The 23,309-nt window shown below is 60.7% G+C and carries 20 protein-coding genes and 2 pseudogenes; 18 read left to right on the top strand and 4 right to left on the bottom strand.

The features are described 5' to 3' along the window. Positions 1-15: 15 nt before the first annotated feature. The 8 genes and pseudogenes from ACQKI2_RS02965 to ACQKI2_RS03000 all read left to right on the top strand — a co-directional run bounded on the left by ACQKI2_RS02965 (position 16) and on the right by ACQKI2_RS03000 (position 11,296). Positions 16-1,641 (top strand): acyl-CoA synthetase, encoded by a 1,626-nt coding sequence (locus ACQKI2_RS02965; protein WP_427378241.1) that lies wholly within the window; start codon positions 16-18, stop codon positions 1,639-1,641. Positions 1,642-1,646: 5 nt separating this feature from the next. Then, positions 1,647-4,901 (top strand): carboxyl transferase domain-containing protein, encoded by a 3,255-nt coding sequence (locus tag ACQKI2_RS02970; protein WP_427378242.1) that lies wholly within the window; start codon positions 1,647-1,649, stop codon positions 4,899-4,901. Positions 4,902-5,274: 373 nt separating this feature from the next. Then, on the top strand, positions 5,275-6,246 hold the full coding sequence (locus ACQKI2_RS02975) for an OmpA family protein (RefSeq protein ID WP_427378243.1): 972 nt from the start codon (positions 5,275-5,277) through the stop codon (positions 6,244-6,246). Between the two features lie 29 nt (positions 6,247-6,275). Beyond that, positions 6,276-7,562: a hypothetical protein gene (locus tag ACQKI2_RS02980; protein ID WP_427378244.1), complete on the top strand. Its 1,287-nt coding sequence runs from the start codon at positions 6,276-6,278 to the stop codon at positions 7,560-7,562. After that, positions 7,559-8,863: a hypothetical protein gene (locus ACQKI2_RS02985; RefSeq protein WP_427378245.1), complete on the top strand. Its 1,305-nt coding sequence runs from the start codon at positions 7,559-7,561 to the stop codon at positions 8,861-8,863. The genes ACQKI2_RS02980 and ACQKI2_RS02985 overlap by 4 nt, the downstream gene beginning before the upstream one ends. Positions 8,864-8,904: 41 nt before the next feature. After that, the gene (locus ACQKI2_RS02990; protein ID WP_427378246.1) at positions 8,905-9,456 is read left to right on the top strand and encodes a hypothetical protein; all 552 of its coding nucleotides are present in this window, start codon (positions 8,905-8,907) and stop codon (positions 9,454-9,456) included. Positions 9,457-9,669: 213 nt separating this feature from the next. After that, entirely contained in the window at positions 9,670-10,515 is an 846-nt protein-coding gene (locus tag ACQKI2_RS02995; protein ID WP_427378247.1) for a hypothetical protein, read from the top strand. 76 nt (positions 10,516-10,591) lie between these two features. Next, positions 10,592-11,296 (top strand): annotated as a pseudogene (locus ACQKI2_RS03000) (IS6 family transposase). 109 nt (positions 11,297-11,405) lie between these two features. On the opposite strand, the pseudogene ACQKI2_RS03005 reads toward ACQKI2_RS03000, so the two are convergent. From ACQKI2_RS03005 to ACQKI2_RS03015, 3 genes and pseudogenes are all read right to left on the bottom strand, one after another. Further along, positions 11,406-11,831 (bottom strand): annotated as a pseudogene (locus tag ACQKI2_RS03005) (integrase core domain-containing protein); the annotation flags it as partial. Between the two features lie 11 nt (positions 11,832-11,842). Next, positions 11,843-12,862, bottom strand: a complete 1,020-nt coding sequence (locus ACQKI2_RS03010; protein WP_427378248.1) for a DUF2804 domain-containing protein — start codon at positions 12,860-12,862, stop codon at positions 11,843-11,845. 182 nt (positions 12,863-13,044) lie between these two features. Next, the gene (locus tag ACQKI2_RS03015; protein WP_427378249.1) at positions 13,045-13,488 is read right to left on the bottom strand and encodes an SH3 domain-containing protein; all 444 of its coding nucleotides are present in this window, start codon (positions 13,486-13,488) and stop codon (positions 13,045-13,047) included. A 217-nt stretch (positions 13,489-13,705) separates the two neighbouring features. Between ACQKI2_RS03015 and ACQKI2_RS03020 the strand changes: the two genes are divergently transcribed. The 6 genes from ACQKI2_RS03020 to ACQKI2_RS03045 all read left to right on the top strand — a co-directional run bounded on the left by ACQKI2_RS03020 (position 13,706) and on the right by ACQKI2_RS03045 (position 19,051). Next, positions 13,706-14,347 (top strand): phosphoribosylanthranilate isomerase, encoded by a 642-nt coding sequence (locus ACQKI2_RS03020; RefSeq protein ID WP_427378250.1) that lies wholly within the window; start codon positions 13,706-13,708, stop codon positions 14,345-14,347. 84 nt (positions 14,348-14,431) lie between these two features. Continuing rightward, a complete protein-coding gene (trpB, locus tag ACQKI2_RS03025) occupies positions 14,432-15,643 on the top strand; it encodes a tryptophan synthase subunit beta (protein WP_427378251.1) in 1,212 nt (403 codons plus the stop codon). Next, positions 15,640-15,960, top strand: a complete 321-nt coding sequence (gene cutA, locus ACQKI2_RS03030; RefSeq protein WP_427378252.1) for a divalent-cation tolerance protein CutA — start codon at positions 15,640-15,642, stop codon at positions 15,958-15,960. Before trpB ends, cutA begins: the two co-directional genes overlap by 4 nt. A gap of 2 nt (positions 15,961-15,962) precedes the next feature. Further along, positions 15,963-16,790, top strand: coding sequence for a tryptophan synthase subunit alpha (gene trpA, locus ACQKI2_RS03035; protein WP_427378253.1), 828 nt, complete (start codon positions 15,963-15,965; stop codon positions 16,788-16,790). Positions 16,791-16,820: 30 nt separating this feature from the next. After that, positions 16,821-17,801, top strand: a complete 981-nt coding sequence (locus ACQKI2_RS03040; protein ID WP_427378254.1) for an acetyl-CoA carboxylase carboxyltransferase subunit beta — start codon at positions 16,821-16,823, stop codon at positions 17,799-17,801. Continuing rightward, positions 17,798-19,051, top strand: a complete 1,254-nt coding sequence (locus ACQKI2_RS03045; RefSeq protein WP_427378255.1) for a bifunctional folylpolyglutamate synthase/dihydrofolate synthase — start codon at positions 17,798-17,800, stop codon at positions 19,049-19,051. Before ACQKI2_RS03040 ends, ACQKI2_RS03045 begins: the two co-directional genes overlap by 4 nt. A gap of 5 nt (positions 19,052-19,056) precedes the next feature. Here ACQKI2_RS03045 and ACQKI2_RS03050 read toward each other — a convergent pair whose 3' ends face one another. Then, complete coding sequence (locus ACQKI2_RS03050) at positions 19,057-19,251, bottom strand: KTSC domain-containing protein (protein ID WP_427378256.1); 195 nt, start codon at positions 19,249-19,251, stop codon at positions 19,057-19,059. A 406-nt stretch (positions 19,252-19,657) separates the two neighbouring features. Between ACQKI2_RS03050 and ACQKI2_RS03055 the strand changes: the two genes are divergently transcribed. From ACQKI2_RS03055 to ACQKI2_RS03070, 4 genes are all read left to right on the top strand, one after another. Beyond that, positions 19,658-20,404, top strand: coding sequence for an electron transfer flavoprotein subunit beta/FixA family protein (locus tag ACQKI2_RS03055; protein WP_427378257.1), 747 nt, complete (start codon positions 19,658-19,660; stop codon positions 20,402-20,404). Next, positions 20,404-21,333, top strand: coding sequence for an electron transfer flavoprotein subunit alpha/FixB family protein (locus tag ACQKI2_RS03060; protein WP_427378258.1), 930 nt, complete (start codon positions 20,404-20,406; stop codon positions 21,331-21,333). The genes ACQKI2_RS03055 and ACQKI2_RS03060 overlap by 1 nt, the downstream gene beginning before the upstream one ends. Before the next feature lie 132 nt (positions 21,334-21,465). Next, complete coding sequence (locus tag ACQKI2_RS03065) at positions 21,466-22,221, top strand: TMEM175 family protein (RefSeq protein WP_427378259.1); 756 nt, start codon at positions 21,466-21,468, stop codon at positions 22,219-22,221. Positions 22,222-22,326: 105 nt separating this feature from the next. Then, positions 22,327-23,205 (top strand): 3-hydroxybutyryl-CoA dehydrogenase, encoded by an 879-nt coding sequence (locus tag ACQKI2_RS03070; RefSeq protein WP_427378260.1) that lies wholly within the window; start codon positions 22,327-22,329, stop codon positions 23,203-23,205. The last annotated feature ends 104 nt before the right edge of the window (positions 23,206-23,309 follow it).

A 23,309-nucleotide genomic window follows, 5' to 3' on the forward strand; every position in this document is an offset into this window, starting at 1 on the left:
AGAGAGATCGTGAACATGTTCAACCGTAAGTCAAACATGCCGGAAGCCGATGCCGCAAAGACGACAATGCAGGATTCCGGGGCGCCGGCCATCCGGCGTAAAGGACAACTGGAAGCGATCGACTGGATCGAGCGTCATGCCCTGATCTCGCCGGAAGCAATCGCGCAGATCGATCTCGCCAGTGGACGCCGTTATACGTATACGGAAATGAATGAAAGGGTGGGCCGCGTTGCGGCCCACCTTGCGAAACTCGGTTTAAAGCCCGGTGACAGGGTGGGGTATCTTGCGATGAACTCCACAGATGTGACCGAAATGATATTTGGGACATGGCGGCTTGGCGCTGTCAGTCTCGCACTCAATTATCGGCTGACGGCGCAGGAGCTGGCATTCATCATCGGTGATGCCGGCGCAGATGTGATTATTGCCGATCAGGAGTTCTCCGGTGTCGTCGAGGAGTTGCGTGAGATCACTGACGTATCACACTGGCTGATTACGGATGGTCTCGGCGGTGATACGCCCTATGAGCGGGCGCTTGCCGACGCCAGTCCACTTCTGAAGAAAGGGGTGCGCCAGTCTGTAAGCGATATGTGCATGTTGATGTACTCATCGGGGACGACGGGTCGGCCTAAGGGAGTCGTCATCACGCATGAAGTCATGCTGTTTGCTGCGATCAATGCAGGTATTGCCGCTGCACTGACGAGCCGGAGCACTTTTCTTGCGTCCATGCCGCTCTTTCACATCGGGGCGATCAATACATTCACATTCCCGGTAACATATGCGGGTGGCCTCAATATTATACAACGCACCTTCGATGCAGGCGAAACCCTACGTGTATTCAATGATCGCAATATTTCTGTAACGCATTTCCTTGGCGTGCCGGCTATTTTCAATGCGCTATTGGTGCATCCGCAAATGGAGACCACGGACTTTTCCCGGCTTGAACTTGCTGTAACCGGGGCGGAGACAGTGCCCGATCCTCTCGTGCTTGCCTGGTTCGAAAGAGGTGTGCGCCTCCAGGAAGGGTACGGCATGACCGAGGCGCCTTGCTGCTGCCTTCTTCCTAAAAGTGACGTTCCGAGAAAGATCGGTTCTGCAGGCAAGCCGACACTGCACACCGAAGTGCGTGTAATGCGAGTTGATGGTCAGCAGGCAGAGCCGGGAGAACTTGGCGAGCTCTGGTGGCGCGGCCCAAATGTGACGCCTGGTTATTGGAACCGTCCGGATGCAAATGAAGATGCGTTCGTCGATGGTTGGCTCAGGTCGGGAGACATAGGCAAGATCGATGAGGAGGGCTTCATTTATATCGAAGACCGCCTGAAGGACATGTATATTTCGGGAGGTGAAAATGTGTACCCGGCTGAAGTTGAGAATATTTTGTACGACATCGAGACGATTTCAGAGGTTGCCGTGATCGGTGTTCCAGACAGCAAATGGGGCGAGGTTGGGTGTGCCATCGTCGCGCTTAAATCACAAGAAACCCTGACGCTTGAGGAACTTCATGCATTTTGCCAGTCGAAATTGGCAAAGTACAAGATCCCCGCTCACCTGCTGACCGTCGAGGCGTTGCCGAGAAACGCTACCGGTAAGGTTCTGAAACCAGTCCTGCGCCAGACGGCATCCGACCTCATCGAGCCCAATTGATCTCCATGCCTTCCACTCTTAAAAAAATACTCATCGCCAACCGTGGCGAAATTGCCATCCGTATCGCGCGTACCGCGTCGGACCTCGGGATTGAGACCGTTGCGATCCATTCGCCAGATGACGCGCAATGCCTTCATGTTCGCCATGCTAGCGAAGCCGTCGAACTGAAAGGTACCGGCGTGCGGGCCTATCTCGACATCGACCAGATCGTCAGGATTGCACTGGAAACCGGTTGCGACGGGATACACCCCGGGTATGGCTTGCTCAGTGAGCGTACGGACTTCGTGTCGGCTTGCGAGGCCAGCGGCCTCGTATTCATCGGCCCCGGTGTTGGCACCATGTCGATGCAGGGCGACAAGGTTGCGGCGCGTGCCCTTGCCGTTCGATCGGGCGTGCCCATCATCAGTGGTATCGACGAGCTGAAATCCGCTGCTGCAGCAAAAAAATTCTTCCGGGCCGCGGGTGGCGGTCCAATCATGATCAAGTCCGTCAATGGTGGCGGCGGGCGCGGAATGCGCATTGTGCACGAGGAATCGGGCGTTGAAAGCGCATTCGCTCACTGCAAGGCTGAGGCACTCGCAGCATTCGGCGAGGACGCGCTTTATGCGGAACAATACCTGCCTTCGGTCCGGCACATCGAAGTCCAAATTCTCGGCGATGGCGACGATGTTATTCATCTTTGGGAACGTGATTGCTCGATCCAGCGTCGTAATCAGAAAATCATAGAGCTGGCTCCAGCGCCGCACCTGGATGAGGAAGTGCGCCAGAGCTTGCTGGCTGCGGCCGTGCGGATCGGTAAAGCGAGCGGCTACAAGGGACTCGGAACTGTCGAGTTCCTTGTGGATGTCGGCGCGCATGGGAATGAAGGCTACTACTTTATCGAGACCAACCCACGTATCCAGGTTGAGCATACGATCACCGAGGAAATTACCGGCCTCGATCTCGTCGAGTTGCAATTACGTATTGCTGGTGGCGAGACGCTGCGGGAACTGGGGCTCGATCAGGCGACCATCGGCTCGCCGGCAGGCTATGCCGTGCAATTGAGGATCAATGCTGAGACAGTTTCGGAGGCCGGCGATATTGTACCAACCGGCGGGGTTCTGTCGGTCTTTCAGCCTCCTGGCGGTCCTGGCGTCCGGGTCGACACCTACGGATATACGGGCTACCGGACAAACCCCAATTTCGACTCGCTGCTTGCAAAACTCATTGTTCACTCCAGGGGTGGGGAGCTGCGTCCCGTCCTTGAAAAGGCATGCCGCGCACTTGAAGAATTCCATGTCTCCGGTTTCGGAACGAACATCAGCCTTCTGAGCGGCTTGCTGGGCTCACCGGAAGTTCGCGAGTGGAGCTTTTCCATCCGCAGCATTGGCGAGCTAATACGTGAGTTGTCTTCTGACGGCGCCGTTCTGCGAAAACGATTCTTTGCTGACGTTGCGTCCTCTCAGGGTGAGGATCGTCACGAACAGGAGGATTTCCCGGAGGGGGCGGTTCCGATCCTGGCACCGATTCAGGCATTGGTCACATCCATAGCGGTTGCTGAAGGTGATACCTATGATGTCGGCGACGAATTGGCGGTCATTGAGGCGATGAAGATGCAGCACGAAGTGCGTGCCGCCACCGCCGGCCGAATTCTCCGTGTGCTGGTAAGTGCTGGCGAGGTCGTCGGGGCTCACCAGCCCGTTTTGCTAGTGGAAGAATGCGAAGGTACGGGTACAGGCGGAACTGAGAAGTCTGCGGTCGACCCAGATTATATTCGTCCCGATCTTTCGGCGTTGCGTGACCGCATCTCGCTGACACTGGATGAAGCTCGTCCTGAGGCTGTAGAGCGCCGTCGTTCACGCGGACAACGTACAGCACGGGAAAATGTTGCTGATCTTTGCGATCCCGGTTCCTTCGTTGAATATGGCCAGCTGGTTATCGCCGGTCAGCGGCGCAAACGTGGTGTTGACGATCTCGTCGGCAGCTCACCAGCTGATGGGATTGTGACGGGCATCGGCACCGTCAATGGCGATAAGTTCGGTGAGCGCGCTCGCGTCGCAGTGCTGGCCTACGACGCCACTGTCATGGCGGGAACGCAGGGCATCTTTGGCCACAAGAAATCTGACCGTCTCATCGAGGTCGCACACGAACAAGACCTTCCGGTAGTCTATTATACCGAAGGTGGCGGTGGACGTCCGAATGACGATGATTTTGCGCACATCGTCAGTAGCGCTCTTAACATTACGACATTCAACGAATTTGCAAAGCTACATGCACCGCGCATTGGCGTGAATTCGGGCTTCTGTTTCGCCGGCAATGCGGCGATCTACGGTACCTGCGACATCCGCATCGCAGCGCGCAATTCATGGATCGGCTTGGGTGGGCCAGCCATGGTGGAAGCGGGCGGCTTGGGGACTTTTAGTCCCAAAGAACTAGGTCCTGCGTCTGTCCAAGCGAAAAACGGACTGGTCGATGTCCTTGCCGATGATGAAGTAGACGCGACCCTGAAAGCTCGGCAGATTCTGTCTTATTTTCAAGGCGAACTTGACAGTGGGCGCGCAGGCGATCAGCGTCTTCTGCGTCATGCAATTCCCGAGAACCGTAAGCGTGTCTATGATATAAGGTCCGTAATTAGACTCATCGCAGATGAAGGGAGTTTCCTCGAAATCAGACGAGACTTTGCGGCCGGGCTCGTAGCGGGATTTCTGCGCGTGGGAGGGCGCGCCATGGGGCTGATCGCCAACAATCCAATGCATCTCGGTGGAGCCATCGATGCTCGCGCTTCAGAGAAGGGGGCGGACTTTTTCACCCTCTGTGGACGGTTTAATTTGCCTGTTCTATCACTCTGCGACACACCGGGCTTTATGGTCGGGCCCGAGAGTGAACGGGATGGGGGTGTTCGTCAGGCATGCCGGTTCATGGCCGCCGGGGCAAATATTCAGACCCCGATCTTCTTTGTTTGCTTGCGCAAGGGCTATGGTATCGGGTCACAGGCCATGGCAGGCGGGAGCTTCGCGGCACCATTGTTCTCGATTGCCTGGCCGACCGGCGAATTCGGTGCCATGGGCCTCGAGGGCAGCGTCGAGCTGGGCTACAAGAAAGAGCTCGATGCTGAACCAAACTTCGCCGCGCGTCAGATCCTAGTCGATAAGCTTGTGCAGAAGGCATACGAAGCCGGGAGCGCGCTGAACGTTGCGTCGCTTCTGGAAATCGATGCCGTTATTGACCCGAAAGACACACGCGACTGGATCCTGAAAGGATTACATTCTTCGGGTCGCTGATGGAGGCGGCCTCGCCGCGCAGGATATTGTCAAAGGAACCCCGGTTGAGGAGGGAGATAGCGAATGGCGAGAGCTTCTTATTGCCTGACGCCGGCTCGCCCGCGATTTCCGGAGACCGGTTCGAGTTTGTCTGACAGCACCGCCATATATTGAACGACACTGTTATATCGTTGTTATTTTTAGATAAAATGCTCCCCCGCGCTTTTGGAGTTACCGTCGCGTGTGACACATCGGAGGCCAGTGGATGGTGCAAGCGAAATGCTTAGGCTCGCCGTGACCGCAGCGCGCTGCGTAGACCCCAATGCACCCGGTGGGCAAAAGCAACTTGCACGATCACGCCCGGGCAGTTAACCTTACCTGTAGGGGAAAATCGATGGCGTTTCGATTGCTGGGTTTGCTTGCGCTTGTGTTTGGAATTTCGGCGCAAGCCGGAGTTGCTGAGCCGATGCGGCGCGCCTACGCCCCTGCCGACTGCCTTGAATACCTGAACGCTGCCAGCTCATCGGGGCTGATGGACTGGCGCGACATGGTTGAGGTTGAGCATTGCGACCGTATCAAACGCCTACAACGTATCAGCGAATTGACGCTCGGCGCCGAGCCGCAATTCTACGACGCCACGATCGCTGCTGACCGTCTGCCCCAGAATATCGGCGTACGCATCCCCTTGCTGCGCGTCGTGTTTCCCGAGCGCGTGTTTTTTGACACGGACTCCAGCAGGCTGCGCCCCGAAGCTTGGGGGGTCGCCCGCATCGTCGCCGAAAACCTTCAGCATGAGCTGCCGGATGTCGTCGTCTTCGTGGCCGGCCATGCTGATGAACGCGGCGAGAGCGCTTACAATCAGAACCTCTCGATTGACCGCGCCAACGCGCTCGCTGAAGCGATCCTCGGCTATGGTGTGAATGTTGCAAGCGTCTGGCGCATCGGTTTTGGGGAGGACATGCCGCTCGCTGCCGGCTCCAACGAGGTCGCCTGGGGACAGAACCGCCGCATCGAATTCCTATTCGCCGCCAAGCCTGAGCCTGTAGCCGTGTGGCTCGCCGACCAGCAGGTCGAAATGCTCTGTCAGGGCAAGACGGCCAAAGAAACAAGCAAATGCAAGAAGCAGCTCGACTTCAAGAAGGGCTACGAGGCCGTCGAAGTCGTAGTGGGTAAACAAACGGTCTTCCCGACAGACGACAAGAACGGTGTTGATGGCACAGCTGGTACCAAGACGGCAATTGATCCCGGAAAGGACAGCAGCGGCGTCGAAACCGGCAACACAAAAACCACGATCCAGATCAAGCCACAGCGCAAGATCTTCATTGATCCTGCCAACCGGCGGGTTGGCGAAATCGAATCCAACTGAATTCAGAATTGAAAAGCGGAGCATAGACGGTGGCGGAAATTAATCTTGATCCTGCAGTTCAGGCCTATGCCGAGTTGGATTTGCCTCAGCTGACACAGTCCCTCATGGACCGGGCCCAGCATGAAGGCGCTCTGCGTGAGATCGCGATCACGACAGAGGCCGACAGCGAAGCGCCGTCAGCGAACCTCACGCCGGCCATGCTCTCCTGGTACCAATCCCACATCGCTTCCCGCCGCTCCGCCGCGATTTCGGCCTGTGAAAACATTGCCAGCGACATCACTGTCGGCAAGGGAACACCCGGTATTGTCGAGCGTGTCAAACTTGACGAGGGCAAGCGCCATCGAGCCCGCCGGCAGGCTGAAATCCATTCCGCCTTCCGCTCCAAGCACGGACCCCTCATCAAAAGCCTTGATCAGGTCGAAACGGAACATGATCGTCTGCGCGTCCGCGAAGGCGGTCGTGATGCGAAAGTGCCCAACCACTACATCGAGTGGGGCCTCCTGCTGCCACTGATCATGATCCCGGAAGGTCTGCTGAACTTCGAGAGCTTCCGCCGCGCACCGATCATCCAGTCAGATTTCCAGGCTCTCGGCGTGACCATCATCGTCGGTATCGGTATCGCCATTGCGGCGCATCTGATCGGACGCTTCATCCGGCAGTTCAGCTTTTTTATGCGGTCTGACGATGAGCGCTCCAACCGCGCCGGCTGGCCCCTCTGGTCCATCGGCTCTGTCCTTCTCATGGTTGCGCTCGGCGTTGTCGCCTATGCCCGTTACCAATACCTCCTGCCGCTGGCCGAACAGGCGATCATCCTTGGCCGGTCGCCGCCGAACATTCTCGCGCAGACCGGCGGCCTCCTGGGGGGGAACATGGTTGTGTTCCTGATCGGTGTCGGCCTGACATTCCTGCTGCACGATCCCAACCCGGATTTCTCCGACAAGGCGCGTAGGCTGAAGAAGCTTCAGGACAAGTGGGACGCGCTGAACAAGCGCGAAGTGGTCGCCAAACTTGCTGATCTTGATCGCAGCAAGAAGGAAAAAGAGGAGGATGTCCAGCGCATCACATCGCAGATGTCCAACCTGCCCGGCCACGCCAACCTGCGGAGCAATATCAAGGCGATTGAAGGCAAGGACAGCGAAGTTGCAGGCGTCCTCAGTCAGTACAAGCAAGCCCTGATCGATACGATTGCAAAGCGCCAGCCTAACTTCGCGTTCGAGAAACGGCATTCTGTCGCCGGGGCGTCCATCGACTCCGAGAATGTCAAACTCTCAAGCTATGCTTCGATGAATCCTCAGCTTCTGTGGAGCGATAAATGATCCGGACACGGCAGATAATCCCAACCGCACTGGCAACCTGCCTCATCGCCTCCGCGTGCGGTGCGCCGTCAGCGCCTTCCGCCTCCGGTCTCTCGGCAGGTAGCGAACTCAGGGCCGAAACCTTCTGCGCCGTCGATGGTCTCGACCCGGCGCTGCGTCATACTTATGTGATGATCGACGAGAAAGTCCTGTCAAAGACCGAGACGCCGGCAGACTTCGTCGGTCTGAACGGGCGTATTCGCGACGTGGTGCTCACCTTCGCCGATCCCGACCGTGCGCTTTCCTCCGGCACCAGCGACTATCGCGAGCGCATTTCGATCCACATCCTGCCCACCGACGGCTCGGCCAGTTACAGGGTCTTCTCCGGTTGCATCCCCGGCCTCTCACCACAGGAACTGATTGACTCACGCAAACAGGGCTCGGCCGTGAATGACTTCTTCACCGGCGGTGTCCAGCAACAGATACGAAATGATTCAGAGGACTTCATAGCCAAGCTCGTCGGCTCATTGCAGAATGCTGCCCGCTCGGCAAAAGGTCCGGCCAGTCCGCAGACCGGCAAGGTCAACGAGATAAGCGCCTTCCAGAGCATCCGCGCCTCCGGCCGGGTCATTAATTCCGACCTGGGCGTGCCGCGTGTCGTCCTGGTCACGGACCTTTCCTCGACACAGCTCCCCGAAGCCGAAGGCCGAGACAAGCTGCGCGAAGCCGCGTTCGCGGCCGGAAGCGATGCGGCACTTGATTTCAGCCGCGCAGACGTCGTCGTGGTTCAGTCCAACGGGGGCAACGAGAACCAGCGCGAGTACATCGATGCCTTCCTGCTCGCCCAGCATGGCAAGCTGGTCTACTGGGGCAACGAACGTGTCGGCGCCTTGCCCACGGCACCGAGCCGTATCGCCCGCTATGTCGGCACAGCCTCCTATCCGAACGGCGAAGACACCGTGCAGATCCGCGTCGCAATGGACCGCAGCGGCCGGCTGGTGAATTCCTGGCTTATCCTGCGTGGCCGCCCCGACAAGTCGGTGCCGATGACAGGCAGCGCGCTGTGCGAGACGCCGCAGACCTGCGTCATCCGTAGCGATGAGGGCGGGTTCTCGCAATTCTGGTCTCTGTCTCCCGGCGGCGAGCCGGAATTTCATCCCGACATGCCTTTCTCGGGCTTGCGCGATTTCGAATTTACGGCGGGCCCCGACACACTTGAGGGCAAACTGTTTGATCCCTCGGTCGATCGCATCGGCCCGCCGGGATCGGAGATGGATTCCATCAAACTCGACGCCCGCCTGCAGGCGGACGCAAACTTCTGAAGAATGTCAACGCAAGAGGAGTGCAAGACATGAGACTGGGGATGGCACTGACATCTGTCGTAATGGCCGCAACGCTCACTGTGAGCGGATGCGCAACCATGAATTCGAACACGCCGCTGACGACAGAGCAGAAGATCGCAGGCTGTGTGGCAACCATTGCCGCCGGCGCGCTGATCGGTGCTGTGGTGGGCAACAATACAGGCAGTGGTGATGCTGGCCGCGGAGCCGCCTGGGGGGCTGCTGCAGGTGGCGCTACCTGTGCGGTCTGGCTCGCTTTCGAGAATGAAAAGGACAAGCGGCGTATGGCAGAAGCGCAGCTCGCCGCAATCCAGCAAAACCAAACCTATACCGACACCTGGATCGGCGATGACAATCGTCCGCGTACGGTCACTGTCGTTCCGTCCACCGAGACGTCCTATGTTCCGGCAGCCGCCTCCAGCGAGACGGGCGCACCGGCACCACGCATCTGCCGTCCGGTTTCCACGACCGCCACGGTTGCCGGCAACTCGGAGACGATGGAAGAGATCTGGTGCCGGAATGACGCCGGCGACTGGGCCAAGGCCAATGAAGTCATGGTTGTCGCCCAGATCTGATGTAGTTGCATGAAGAGGGTCTTCGCTGCTCTCTGCCTCGCGGCCTTGTGCGTGCCGGCCGCAGCAGCGAAGGCGCCTCCCATAGAATATAGGGGCGATACCGCAGAACCTTCTCCTCCGGCGCCCACGCAGCCCGGACCGGAGAAACTACCGCCGCCGCCCGTCCGCCCCCTGATGCCAGGCGAAGAATGCCCGCCGGACGGCGCGCCTATTGTGACCCGTCTGCATCGCGGCCATGAGTCCGCGCTTCGATACTGTGGCCAGATCAATGCGGCCGGTGTGCGCGCGGTCGAAGACCTGATCAGCGATACGGATATCGCGCTTGTCATCACGAGCTTCGGCGGAGAGCTTGATTCCCCGGTTCGCCTCGCCGAACTTGTTGCCGCACGTGGGCTGGACGTTGAGGTCGTTGGTCCGTGCTTTTCGGGTTGCGCCGCCTTCGTCTTCATCGCCGGCAACCGGCGAGTTGTGACCAGCGCGGGCATTCTGGGCTTTCACAATACCGCATCTTCCGCGGCCTTACTCGGCCTGCGATCACTGGACGATGACGCACCCTCCGGCTTCGCGCCCATTCTTGCCCGGGCCAGCCGCGAATGGCAGCTCTATCTCACTAAGGGTGTGGGCTTCAGCCTGCTCTACGAGCCTCAGGTCCGTATTGATACGATCTGCACTCGTCCCCGCGGCACGCATAGTGTCAGCGGCGAGCGGGTTATAGATATCCTATCCGCCCTCGATTTCTGGCTTCCCGCCCCCGGCACCCTAGGCGAAGCTGGAATAATTTTTGAAGGCAGTCTCCCCGCGACCGAACGCGACGCCGCCCACCGTTTCCAAGCCTACATGCCATCAAGCGTTCCGGTCCCTAAGTTTACTGCTGATAACAAGCGTCTCGCCCGCTCACCCGAGGCGCACTTGTACCCCATACCTGTCTGCCCTGAACCCCTAAGGAGCGGCAAGACACCGCCGGCGGCGGCGCAATCCTTTGATCCGGTCCCCGCACCACCGGACGAAGAACCCCGCAAATTACGGTCCCGCGAGGACGCGTCAGCCCCGTCAGACTAGCGGTAACAGCCCGCGTGGTATTGTTGTCAAAGGAACGGGGGTTGAGGAGGGGCATTTCGAGGCGTAGCCTTTGAAAATGGCCAGATCCTCTTTCCGCTACCTCGAGACCTCGCCCGAAGTCATCCAGCTTGCAGTGATGATGTACGTTCGATTTCCGCTTTCGCTGCGGAATGTCGAAGACCTGCTTCACGAGCGCGGGATCGACGTCTGCCACGAAAGTGTGCGCCTCTGGGTCGACAGGTTCGGAACATATTTCGCCCGGACGATCCGCAGGCGGAGATCTGAAGCCATGTGTCAGGTGCGGCAATGGCGGTGGCCTCTGGACGAGGTCTTCGTCAAAATCCGGGGCGAGACGCACTACCTGTGGCGCGCTGTGGACCATGAGGGCGAGGCGCTTGAAGCCTACGTTACAAAGAAGCGTGACAAGGTCGCGGCTCTGAAATTCCTAAGAAAAGCGATGAAGCGGTATGGAAATCCTGAAGCGATTGTTACTGACAAGCTACGATCCTATGGCGCTGCCATGAAGGAGATCGGCAACTCCGATCGTTAGGAGAAAGGCCGGCACCTGAACAACCGCGCCGAGAACTCACACCTTCCAATCCGACGACGCGAGCGCGCGATGTCGCGGTTCCGGCGAATGCGAAGTCTGCAGAAATTCGCCGCTGCTCATTCCTCCGCACACAATCACTTCAACCTCGAAAGGTACCTTTACTGCCGGAAAAACTTCAAGGCCCGCCGTGATGCCGCGCTGAGTGAATGCCGGAATCTCCTTGTTGCTTGACACCCGCTCGCGCGAATTCCGGAGACCGGTTCGAGTTTGTCTGACAGCACCGCCAGCTATTTGTGTCCGACCCGGAGACATCGGTAACAGACCGTTCCGGAGAGATAGGTTACACTCTCGCCCCGAACGGGTTGTCTACAGTTTGTAGTGTCCTTGCCTCGAGATCAACGTATCCGAGGTCGTATTGCATGAACGAGACGAGCCAGATGCCGTCCTCGACTTCTTTCAGGCCGACGCGCTGACCGGCGAGGACGGAGGAGATGTTGATCTTCTTCCGGTGCATGCAGAGGCGTCCGCAGGCAGTGATCATCGCATCGTGATCGTGGAATGGGTAGCCGATGTCAGGCGGGCCTTTAAAGGGGCGCGGCGACGGGGTTTAGACGCTCGCCGGTCAAGCCATGGCGAGCCCTTTATGGGGCCGTTCGGTGTTGAACTCCTGGATGAAGTGATCGAAGCGGTCCTGCTGCTGGAGATGATTGGCGGCGGCCGGCTTTGTCGTTTCATTCTTCAGGGTGAGATGCATGCGTTCGTGGCGGGCGCGCCCGCTTACCAGCGATTGCGTACTTCTTCGGCAAAGCCGGGCAGGGCGTCGATCCGCAGGACGGACCCATCGTCGAGGATGGCCTGGCCGGAGAACAGGCCGAACACCTGATCCTGAGCGGTCTTGAAGAGGCCGAGATCAGTGGTGTGATGGCGGTTGACGATGGGCTGGAAGTCCATCGTGAAGCGGCCATCATTGCTGGTGAAGGTCCAGGGCCCGGAGTCAGGCGCGCCGGGGGGCATGTGAAAGGTCACCTGGTCCAGCTTGTGGGCCACTCCGTCCACGAACAGCATATTCTCCGAAGCGGCCGAGGTGTCGCCGAAACCATAGCCGATATTGAAACCGACTGTGCGCCCGCCTGCGTTGCCGGAGGCTGAGCCCCAATACCAGGTATTGCTGTAGGTCCACACGCCGCGGCCCCAGTCGAGCAAGCCAAAGGCGGTTTCCGGTTCGAAGCGGTAGGCCTTGCCGCCGATTGTGATGTCGCCCGTGGCGGGCAGGCAGTTGATCTTCTGGTTATAATAGAAGGCTTTGGGCGCTTTGGGAAAAGGCGTGGCGATGACCATCCGGTCCATCGGGGGCTGGTCCAGCCAGAGCTCTCCCTTCAGGCTCGCGCCGCCGCCGAATTTCGGAGCGTCTACCGTTAGCCGCCGCCGGCCGGGTTCATGCCGGAAGGCGAGTTTGACGGCAGCGGTCTGCTGGAGAATGTCGCCTGCATCGGCGCTGGCCGGCATGCGCATGCGGCCCAGCGGCCAGGGGATCACGCCGGCTTCATTGACAGCCGTGCCCGCTTTCAGGTCCATCCAGGAAACGCCGAGGAAACCGAGATAGCCATTGTCGGCGACGGTCAGCGCAAGGCCGTAATCGGGGGTGAGGATGCAGTAATAGTCCCATTCCTTGATGCGCAGGCGGCTGGCCCGGATCGCGGCGCGGTCATAGCGGCGCACTTCGCTTGTGGCCCAGCCGCATTCGGCCAGATGGCCTCGCGCGTCCAGAAGCGGTCCTTCCTGCATCCTGTACTGCATGATCGATTTATCCCCCGGTCTTCCGCTGTGCGGATTGATTTTGCGGCTCTTCTTCTGAGCCGGCCCTGCGGCCAGGTCCAGATGAGAGCGCAGATTGCGTGCCGGTGCTGGAAAGAGATCTGTGTCAGGCAAGAGGGAGGCAGACGCGCCGTGTTGCGGTCTGCCTCCCCGTATTGGGGGGATCAGCGCGGTTTTGAGGGCTGATCCTTGGAGTCCTTGGAAGGTTCGTCCTGTTTGGGTTTGGATTGGCCCTTGGGGCCGGACTGTTCCTTCTGGTCGGGTCCCATCTTGGCCTTTTCCGGCTGGGGCTGGCCTTTCTGGGGCTTCGGCTGGGGTTTCTCCGGCTGAAGAAGGGGGGAGTAAACCCATTTCTCCGGCTTGCCGGGCGGGGAGATGCGGGCCCAGTCGCCGGTGACGGCATAAATCTGGACTTCGGCGCCGAGCGGCAGGACTTCGATAACCGAATTGCCGGTGCCGGGGCCACCGCGAACATTGACCTTTTCCGACTTGATGTAACGTGGCCCTTCGGGAGGCTGAGCGGGCTGGGCATGGGCAACGGCGCTGAAGGCGATGAGGGCGGCCAGGGTGCTGGCCGCGAGGCGGGCGCTGAGACGGCGTGTCAGCATGGGGATAACTCCTGTCAGTCTGGGCCGGGAATGTGGCCATGTGATCTGGCTTCCGTTGGGGATAAGGCCAGCAGGGAAAGGCCTAGGGGTGAGCCATGTCAGGGCTTTGCTGCGGGCTGACCAAGTGCAGCGCGCGCTGACATATCTCGGGCATAAGTAAGGCGGGGCGGCGTAGAGGCCCGTGGACGGGAGGCGCGCGCTGGCGTAACGGGCTCTTATGGTGACGGTGAAGATCTGCGGGCTTCGGGACCCGGATATGGTGGCGTTCGCGGCCCGCGAGGGGGCGGACTGGATCGGGTTCAACTTCGTGCCGCAAAGCCCGCGTTATGTGACGCCGGAGGCGGCAGCGACGCTGATGCTGCGGCTGGGGAGGGCGGTGCCGGTGGCGCTGATGGCGGATCCCGATGACGCGCTGGTGATGCAGATTGCCAAGCTGGGCTTCCCGATCCTGCAATTGCACGGGCAGGAAACGCCGGAGCGGGCAAAAGAGATCAAAAGCCTGACGGGACGGGACATCTGGAAGGCGTTCGGGGTGCGCGCGCGGTCAGATCTTGGACAGATCGGGACATTTCCGGACATTGACGGACTGCTTGTGGACGCCAAGGCGCCAGACGGGGCCGCTTTTGGCGGCGGCCATGGACAGGCGTTCGACTGGTCGATCCTCAAGGGCTGGACGGCGCCGAAGCCCTGGCTGCTGGCGGGCGGCCTGACGCCTGACAACGTTGCCGAAGCCATTCGGCAGACCGGGGCGCCGGGCGTTGATGTGTCCTCTGGTGTTGAACGTATCCGGGGGCTAAAGGACAGGGAACTCGTCCGCGCGTTCATCCGCGCGGCGAAGGGACTACCGGAACAGCCCTGAGCGCGTCCCATCGCGCAGCGGGGGACCAAAAGCGGAATGCCCTGAGCGCGATCCATCGCGCAGCGGGGATCAAAGGATAGAGTGATGGACCTGCGCAATACCTGGGATCAATGGCCGGATGCAAATGGCCGGTTTGGCGAGTTTGGCGGGCGGTATGTGGCCGAGACGCTGATGCCGCTGATCCTCGACCTGGAGCGGGAATATCGCGCGGCCAAGCAGGACCCGGCCTTCAAGGCAGAGATGGACGACCTGTGGACCCATTATGTGGGCCGCCCATCACCGCTCTACTTCGCGGAGCGCCTGACCGGGCATTTCGGCGGGGCGAAGATCTATTTCAAACGCGATGAGCTGAACCACACCGGGGCGCACAAGATCAATAACTGCCTGGGGCAGGTGTTGCTGGCGCGGCGGATGGGCAAGAAGCGGATCATTGCCGAGACGGGCGCGGGCCAGCACGGCGTGGCGACGGCGACCATCTGCGCCCGCTTTGGCCTCGACTGCGTGGTGTTCATGGGCGAGACGGACGTTGAGCGTCAGAAGCCCAACGTGTTCCGCATGCGCCTTCTGGGCGCGCAAATTGTTCCGGTGTCTTCCGGAACGGGCACCCTCAAGGACGCGATGAACGAAGCCCTGCGTGACTGGGTGACGAATGTGGACGACACCTTCTACTGCATCGGCACGGCCGCTGGTCCCCACCCCTATCCGGAGATGGTGCGCGACTTCCAGTCGATCATCGGCAAGGAAGCGCGCGCACAAATCCTGGAGCGGGAAGGGCGCCTGCCGGACGCCGTGATGGCGTGCATTGGGGGCGGGTCCAACGCCATTGGCCTGTTCCATCCCTTCATTGAGGATGAAGGCGTGCGCCTGATCGGCGTGGAAGCGGCTGGCCATGGCATCGAGACGGGCGAACACGCTGCGGCCCTCAATGGCGGCAAGCCGGGCATCCTGCATGGCAACCGCACTTACCTGCTGCAGACTGATGACGGCCAGATCATTGATGCGCATTCGATCTCTGCGGGCCTCGACTATCCCGGCATCGGGCCGGAGCATGCTTTCCTGCGCGATATGGGCCGGGCAGAATACCTGTCGTGCACGGATGATGAGGCGCTTGCCGCGTTCCAGCTCTGCACGCGGCTTGAGGGCATCATTCCGGCCCTGGAGCCCTCGCACGCGATTGCGCGCGTGGGCGAGGTGGCGAAAGAGCTGGGCAAGGATGGCCTCTTGATCCTCAATATGTGCGGGCGTGGCGACAAGGATGTGTTCTCCGTGGCGAAGGCGCTGGGGGTGGATGTATGAGCAAGCTGCTCCTTATCCGGATTACCTGTCCTTCCCGGCGTGTGGCGGAGGATATTGCCGATGCAGCGCTTGAGGCGCGCCTGGCGGCCTGCGCAAACCTGGAGGGGCCGGTTACGTCCTCCTATCGCTGGAAGGGCGTGATCGAGCAGTCTTTCGAATTCATCCTCTGGCTCAAGGCGCCAGAAGCCAATTGGGCGAAGATCGACGATATGGTCCAGCGCCTGCACCCCTATGATGTGCCGGCCATCGTGGCGATGCCGCTGTCACATGTAAGTTCCGCCTACGAAGCGTGGGCGATTGAGAATACGGAAAGCTGACCATGGGCCGGGAAAGAATTGAAGCCGCCTTCGCACGGGCGAAGGGCGAAAACCGCGCTGCGCTTGTCACCTATCTGATGGCGGGCGACCCGAGCCTTGAGGAGAGCTTCAAGGCGCTCTGCGCGCTGCGCGACAAGGGCGCCGATATCATCGAGCTGGGCGCGCCCTTCACTGATCCGATGGCGGATGGCCCCGCGATCCAGCGGGCCGGGCTGCGCGCCCTGGCGAATGGAACGAAGCTGACCGATGTGCTGGCGCTGGCTGCGCGCTTCCGGAAGGATGATCAGACGACCCCGCTGATCCTGATGGGCTATGCCAACCCGATCCATTCAATGGGCTATGAGGCTTTTGCCAAGGCGGCCGCAGAAGCCGGCATCGATGGCACGATCATTGTCGACCTGCCGCCGGAAGAGGATGCCAGCCTGCGGGAAATCTATGGACGCCTCGGCCTCTCGGTGATCCGCCTGGCGACGCCGACGACCGATGAGGGCCGCGCCGCGAAGGTGGCCGACGGTGCCTCGGGCTTCATTTACTTTGTTGCCGTCACCGGCGTGACCGGGGCTGGAAGCGCCGATCCTGCAGCGATTGCAGGGAAGGTGGCCATGGTGCGCCGGGTTTCCGGATTGCCGGTTTGTGTCGGCTTCGGTGTAAAAAATGGTGCGCAAGCCGCAGAAATGGCTAAGATCGCCGACGGGGTGGTGGTTGGTTCGGCTTTTGTGGAAAAGGCGCAGGATGCGCATGAAACTGGAAAGTTTGAGACGGCAGCGCCCGCAATGGGCGAGCTTGCCGGAGAACTGCGCCAAGCGCTCGCGAGCGTGGCCAAAGGCTGATACCGCCGGGAAATCGGGAGACATCTTCAGATGAACTGGATCAACAAGGTAACGCCGCCCGGCCTCAAGACGATGATGTCCAAGAAGGACACGCCGGACGATCTGTGGGTTAAATGTCCCGCATCGGGCGAGCTGATCTATCGCAGCGATCTTGAGCAGAGCTGGTATGTGACGCCGGCGGGCGCGCATCTGCGCATTTCGCCGCGCATGCGCTTCCGTATCCTGTTTGATGATGAGCGCTGGGAGCCGATCTCGCTGCCGCCTGTGCCGCTGGACCCGCTGAAATTCAAGGATGACAAGCCCTATCCCGCGCGCCTGAAGGCGGCCAAGGCCAAAGTCCAGAATCGAGACCTGAAGGAAACCGAAGAGGGCGGGGCGCCGCTGCTGCAGGAAGACTGCATGGTGGCCGCCTATGGCAAGATTGGCGGCGTGCCCGCGGTCGTGCTGGTGCAGGATTTTGACTTCATGGGCGGATCGCTCGGCATGGCGGCCGGTGAGGCCTTCATCACTGCGGCGCAGCTCGCCCTGGCGCGCAAGTCGGCCTTTGTCGTGTGTACCGCTTCGGGCGGGGCGCGGATGCAGGAAGGCACGCTGAGCCTGATGCAGATGCCGCGCACCACGCTGGCGATCAATGATCTGGCCGATGCGAAACTGCCCTATGTCGTGATCCTGACGGACCCGACTTCGGGCGGCGTGTCGGCCTCCTATGCGATGCTGGGCGATGTGCACATTGCCGAGCCGGGCGCGATGATTGCATTTTCCGGGCCGCGCGTGATTGAGCAGACGATCCGCGAGAGCCTGCCCAAGGGCTTCCAGCGGTCGGAGTTCCTGCGCGAAAAAGGCCAGGTGGATATCGTGGTCGACCGGCGCAAGCTGAAGGCGACTGTGGCGCGCGTGCTGGGCCATCTGCTGCCGATGTCGCGCCGCCGGGAGGATCGCTCGGCCCTGCAGCTGACACCGCCGCGCACGCATGCGGAAAAGCCGCCCGAGGCAAAGGGCAAAGCTGATTGAGCGGCAATTCGCCGGCCCTCGACGCGGCCCTGAAGCGGTTCGAAGGCCTTTATCCAGATGTTATCGAGCTCTCGCTCGGGCGCATTGAACGTGCGCTTGAGCGGCTGGGCCGTCCGCAGGACCGCCTGCCGCCGGTGATCCATGTGGCGGGCACGAACGGGAAGGGGTCCACCTGCGCCTTTATGCGCGCGATGGCGGAAGCCGCTGGCCTGAGCGTGCATGTGTTCACTTCGCCGCATCTGGTGCGGTTCAATGAGCGCATCCGGCTGGCGGGAAAGCTGGTTGAGGACGCGGCGCTGATCGGCTGGCTGGACCGGACCTATGCGGCGATCGAGGGCGGAGAGATCACGCATTTCGAGGCGACGACGGCGGCCGCGCTGCTCGCTTTTTCCGAAGTGCCGGCAGACCTGCTGATCCTGGAAGTAGGGCTGGGCGGGAAGTTTGACGCGACGAATGTGATCGGCGCGCCGGCGCTCTCGGTGATTACGCCGGTGGACTATGATCATGCCGCCTTCCTGGGAACCGACCTTGCCGGGATCGCGGGGGAGAAAGCGGGCATCATCAAGGCGGGCCGCCCGGCGCTGACGGCGATCCAGCAGGATGTGGCCGGCGCCGTGATTGCCGCGCGGGCCGCCGAAGTGGGCGCGCCGCTTTACCGGCTGCAGCCCTACTTTATTGACGCGATGCCGGAAGACATTGCGCTGACCGGGCCCCACCAGCGGGCCAATGCCGCGCTGGCGGCGATGGCGATGCAGCTTTTCGGGAATTCCACGCGGATCAGCCAGGCGGCGATCTTTGAGGGTGCGCGCAAGGCGGTTTGGCCCGCGCGGATGCAGCGGCTGAAGGATGGGCCGGTGACGGCGCTGGCCGGCGGGCGGCCCGTGTGGCTCGATGGCGGGCACAATCCGCATGCGGCGCGGGCGATTGCGGCTTATCTCTCCGCTCTGGGCGGCAAGACCGCGCTGGTGACGGCGATGCTGGCGAGCAAGGATTCGGCGGGATTTTTCGTGCCGTTTGCGCCGCTGGGGGTGGACGTTTTCACCTGCCCGAACGCGCCAGGGCACCAGGCCTCGCCGCCCGCCGAACTGGCGCAGGCCGCCTCAAAAGCGGGGCTGAAGGTGACTGCCTGCGCGAGCCTTGAAGACGCCCTGCGCGCCGCCGGCGCAAGCGGGGCAGACCGCGTGCTGATCTGCGGCTCGCTCTACCTGGCGGGCGAAGTGCTCGGCGCGAATGGGGAAGCGCCGGAGTAGGGCAGCTAACAGTGATAGCGACCATCAATGTGGTCATTAAAATATCGCCCGGCTGATGCTGCACTTATCAGACCGAGATAGATTTGCTCTGGCACGCCACAATAGTCGTAGGAACTTCCCGAGGTGAATGTAATTGTCATTCGCCTCAATTGAGCGTTGTAAGAGACGTGTCTTATGGCAGTGGAATTGAGGTAAGGCATCTAACTACGAGTTGGGCGTGTCGCGCCCATCTGGTTCCTTGGCGACGCCTTTGAATGGACCCTCGGAACTTTTCGTTTCCATAAAATGGCCTGTTCGCTCGTCGCGTTTTTGCCATTGTCCGTCTGGCCGTTGGTACTGTGTTCTTGCGGTGACGGCCCCTTTGCGATGCCCGCTTCCAGTATTCTTTGCCATGTTGGCCTCCATTTACGTAAGGGTAGGGTGGAATGATTCGCGCTCAAGTTCAACTCAGGCGACCAATGTCAATGAGTCATGACGACTCACCCCTATGCGGCCGCGCCAATTTGACCCTGACGTAAGCGTCAAGCCTTGCGCCGAGGGCGCCCTATATGTAGGGACAGCGCACTTTAAAGTGCCAAGAACCGTAGCCAACCTGGGAGCGCCCGCATGAAGGTCCTCGTGCCCGTCAAGCGCGTGATTGATTATAACGTGAAGGTCCGCGTGAAGCCGGACCAGACCGGGGTCGATCTCGCCAACGTCAAGATGTCCATGAACCCCTTCGACGAAATCTCCGTCGAGGAGGCTGTTCGCCTGAAAGAAGCAGGCGTTGCCACCGAGATCGTGGTTGTCTCCATCGGGCCCCAGCAGGCACAGGAAACGATCCGCACCGCCCTCGCCATGGGCGCTGACCGCGGCATCCTGATCAAGACCGACGCCACGGTTGAGCCGCTGGCCGTTGCCAAGCTGCTGGCCAAGGTCGCCGAAGAAGAAAAGCCTGACCTCGTTCTGGTCGGCAAGCAGGCGATCGACGACGATTCCAACCAGACCGGCCAGATGCTGGCCGCGCTGCTCGACTGGCCGCAGGGCACCTTCGCGTTCAAGGTCGAGAAAGACGGCGACGCGCTGAAAGTGACCCGCGAAGTCGATGGCGGCCTGCAGACCGTGAAACTCACCCTGCCGGCAGTTGTCACCGTTGACCTGCGCCTCAACGAGCCGCGCTATGCGTCGCTGCCCAACATCATGAAGGCGAAGAAGAAGCCGATCGACGAAAAAGCGCCGGACGCTTACGGCGTCGATATCTCGCCGCGCCTCACGGTTGTGAAAGTGTCCGAGCCGCCGGTGCGCAGCGCCGGTATCAAGGTTGAAGACGTCGCAACGCTGGTTTCGAAACTCAAGACTGCGGGAGCTGTGTAATGGCCGTCCTCGTAATTGCAGAACATAGCCATGGCGCGCTGTCCGACGCGACGCACAAGGTTGTCACCGCCGCTGCCAAGTTCGGCGGCGATGTGGACGTGCTGGTGGCCGGTGAAAACGCCGGCGCCGTTGCCCCGGAAGCCGCCAAGATTTCCGGCGTGCGCAAGGTGCTGAAAGCCGAAGGCGAGAGCCTGCGCAAGCAGACCGCCGAAGCGATGGAAGCCCTCGTTGTGCCGCTGATGGCGGGCTATGACGCCGTGTTCCTGGCCGCGACCACCACGGGCAAGAACGTCGCCCCGCGCATCGCCGCGAAACTCGACGTGATGCAGATCTCCGAGATCATCGGCATCGAAGACGCCTCGACCTTTGTGCGTCCGATCTATGCCGGTAACGCCATCCAGACCGTGAAATCGGCCGACGCCAAGAAAGTCATCACCGTGCGCGGCACAGCTTTCCCGGCGGCCGGCAATGATGGCTCGGCTTCGGTGGAAGACGTGGCCGCCCCGGCTGGCCCGTTCAAATCCGAGTTCGTCTCCGAAGAGATGGTCAAGTCGGATCGTCCGGAACTCGCCGGTGCCAAGCGCGTCGTCTCCGGTGGCCGCGCGCTCGGCTCGTCCGAGAAATTCCAGGAAGTCATCTTCCCGCTGGCCGACAAGCTGGGCGCCGCTGTTGGCGCTTCGCGCGCGGCTGTGGACGCGGGCTATGCGCCCAACGACTATCAGGTCGGCCAGACCGGCAAGATCGTTGCCCCGGAACTCTACATTGCCGTCGGTATCTCGGGCGCCATCCAGCACCTTGCTGGCATGAAGGACTCCAAGATCATCGTGGCGATCAACAAGGACGAAGAAGCCCCGATCTTCCAGGTGGCCGATTATGGCCTGGTGGGCGATCTCTTCACCCTCGTTCCGGAACTGACCAACGCGCTCTGATCCGGCCTCGAGCAGGCCCAGACAAATGCAAACGCCCCTGGCCTGATGGTCCGGGGCGTTTTCTTTGGGCAGGCGGCCATTGATCGTTCCAGAGTTCTGCCTCACTCTCCCGGTAATCTTGGAGGGCGCCTGATGATCCGGGAACTTGTTGGGAGGGATCTGGACCATGATCCGAGGTTTCGCTGGCGCGGCGGCCCGGTCACCCGGATCGAAAACCTGTCGGATATCGTTTTTGCGCTGGCCTTCGGGATGCTTGTGTCGACCGCAACCCGGCCGACGACCTTCTCCGAGGTTTCGGCGCATCTCCTGACGATCATCCCCGTTGCGGCGGGTTTTGCGTTACTCGTGCTGATCTGGAATGCCCATTTTACCTTTTTCCGGCGGTACGGGGTGGCAGATGGCAGGATCATCTTCTTGAATTGTGTTCTGCTTCTTCTGGTTCTGTTTGTTGCCTATCCTCTGCGGTTCGTCTTCGACAGCCTCTTCGGCTTCCTGCTGAGCCTGTCGGGCGACTGGAGCGCGCTTCAGGCCGCGGGAATAGGGTTTCACGAAGCGGGCCGCTTGATGTCCTACTTCGCGTTCGGATACGGGCTGATCTTCGTCATTATCAGCCTGATGTATTTCCATGCGCTCTCCCGCGCCCCTCAACTAGGCCTTTCGGAGCTGGAGAAGGTGATAACCCGGCAGTCGATCTGGCATTATGGATGTCAGGCGGGTGTGGCGGTTCTTACCGGAGCTGTCGCATGGCTGACCCCCGCGGGGCCGGCTGCTGGCTTCCTGTTCATGCTGATCGGCCCGCTGGTATTTCTGGTACAGAGCCGCATCAAAGTGCCAGCAGACGGGGCAGGGGAGCCCAATACCCCCTCCGCTCCGCCCGCCGAAGGCTGACCCTGTAGAGTTTGCGCGGAATGCCAAGTCTGCGTGCAGACTTTGACGCACTGCACAATGGGGTATAACCATTCGCAAAAATCAAAATCAGGGATGCAGCAGGATATGACAGAGATTCGGACAGTCGGCGTGATCGGCGCAGGCCAGATGGGCAACGGGATTGCCCATGTGAGCGCGCTTGCAGGCTATGATGTCGTGCTGAGCGATGTTTCCGAAACGGCGCTGAAAGCCGGGATGGAGACCATCGAGCGCAACATGTCGCGCCAGGTGGCGCGCGAGATGATCACCCTGGACCAGATGCAGACGGCGCTGAAACGCATTCGCCCGTCGGCTTCGGTGAAAGCCCATGAAGCCTCTGACCTGGTGATCGAGGCGGCCACCGAGAAGCGGGAAGTGAAGGAGCAGATCTTCCGCGCGCTCTGCGAGGTGGTGCCTGCCCATGCGCTACTGGCGACGAACACCTCCTCGATCTCCATCACCCGCCTGGCTTCCGTGACGGATCGCCCGGAGCGGTTCATCGGCCTGCACTTCATGAACCCCGTGCCGCTGATGAAGCTGGTCGAGGTGATCCGTGGCCTGAACACCGAGCAGAACACCTATGAAGCCGTGATCGGTTACACCAAGACCATCGGCAAGACGACGACCAATGCCGAAGACTATCCGGCCTTCATCGTGAACCGCATCCTGATGCCGATGATCAACGAGGCGGTCTATACGCTGTATGAAGGGGTGGGCTCGGTGGCGTCCATCGATACGGCGATGAAGCTGGGCGCCAACCATCCGATGGGCCCGCTGCAACTGGCGGACTTCATCGGCCTCGATACCTGCCTGTCGATCATGCAGGTGCTGCATGACGGGCTTGCCGATACGAAGTATCGCCCGTGCCCGCTGCTGGTGAAGTTCGTGGAAGCAGGCTGGCTTGGCAAGAAGTCCGGCAAAGGCTTCTATGACTATTCGGGCGATGCCCCGGTGCCCAGCCGGTAGATCTGGTTACCAGATTAACCGTTTTTGTTAGAGATCCCAGCTTTCCGGACAGGTTTCTAAACGTCCGGTTAACATCCTTTCGGCAGGCTCTGCTTCGGGTATTC

Origin of the sequence: Hyphomonas sp. NPDC076881 (genome assembly GCF_050269995.1) — a bacterium.
Lineage (GTDB): Bacteria > Pseudomonadota > Alphaproteobacteria > Caulobacterales > Hyphomonadaceae > Hyphomonas.